Source organism: Aeromonas sp. QDB11 (genome assembly GCF_027705265.1).
GTDB classification, from domain to species: domain Bacteria; phylum Pseudomonadota; class Gammaproteobacteria; order Enterobacterales; family Aeromonadaceae; genus Aeromonas; species Aeromonas allosaccharophila.
In genome coordinates this window covers 1-977 of sequence record NZ_JAPDBM010000193.1, presented here as the reverse complement: position 1 = coordinate 977, position 977 = coordinate 1, and the positions used below count along the sequence as shown (strand labels likewise).

At 61.1% G+C, this 977-nt stretch carries 1 protein-coding gene; it reads right to left on the bottom strand.

Annotated elements, in window-relative coordinates; translation table 11 throughout:
• Positions 1–8: 8 nt before the first annotated feature.
• On the bottom strand, positions 9–977 hold a 969-nt coding region (locus OKC40_RS22605), incomplete at its 5' end, for an IS66-like element ISAs21 family transposase (RefSeq protein WP_103859389.1).

Here is a 977-nt window from a genome sequence, read left to right as displayed (position 1 = left end):
GTAACCGTTCACCGGGACGGTGTTGACAGCACCAACTCCTCCGGGAACGGGTAGTCGGTTTTCTCGATGCAGGACCTGACAACTGCCCTCAGCCACTCCTGCGGGCAGCGGCCCAATCGCTTGGCCGTCTCCACCAACGATAGGATACGCTGCCTGAACTGCTCGCCTCGATGCGACCAGACGCCATAGCTTCCCTTGCGCCACAGCACATAGCCACGCAGCGCCCGCTCCGCTTCATTGTTGGTCAGCGCTATCTCGTCGTTTTCCATAAAACGCCATAGCATCTCATCGTCCTTGAGCAGTAACTGGCAGCGCCCACGGTAGCGCTTGGAACACAGTACACTGCCCCGCTCCAGCTGCCTTCGCCAGCTTTGCCGACATCGCTGCAACCTTCGCTGGTACTGCTCCCGGCTTAAGCAGCCTTGTTCATAGCCATGCCGGGTTCTGAACACCGTGTCAGCCAGCAGTACCAGCCGGGCTCCGATAGGCTGGTTGACGGCGTCGCTACTCTCGGCAATCGCCGCCACGTTGCGCAGCACATGCGCCCAGCACAGTTGGCGCTGGGCGCTGTCGATGAAGCGGTATCCCGCATACTGGTCGGTCACCAGCACCCCATCAAGCTCACTGCCCAGCAACCGCTTCGCTGCCTCCTGACCGCGGCCAAACGCCGTCATGAAGCAGACCGCGACCTTGCTCAGGGCCAGCCACATCCAGCGTCGCTCACCGCCCCGCTGGTGCCGGGTTTCATCGGCATGGATGATGGCGGCAGACTGCACTTGCTGTTTGATGGCTTGGTGGGTCGGGGTGAGCATGGCGCTGACCCGGCCTTGCGCTTCACTGATGGCGCCTCGGCTAAAGCTCAAACCGAAGTGCTGCTTGAGCTGCTGCTGTATCTTGCTGATGCTCTGGTGGAACTGACCACTCTGCAAAGCGATATAGCTCAGCAGATTAGCCCCCATCTGGCTGTGGCTCACCGT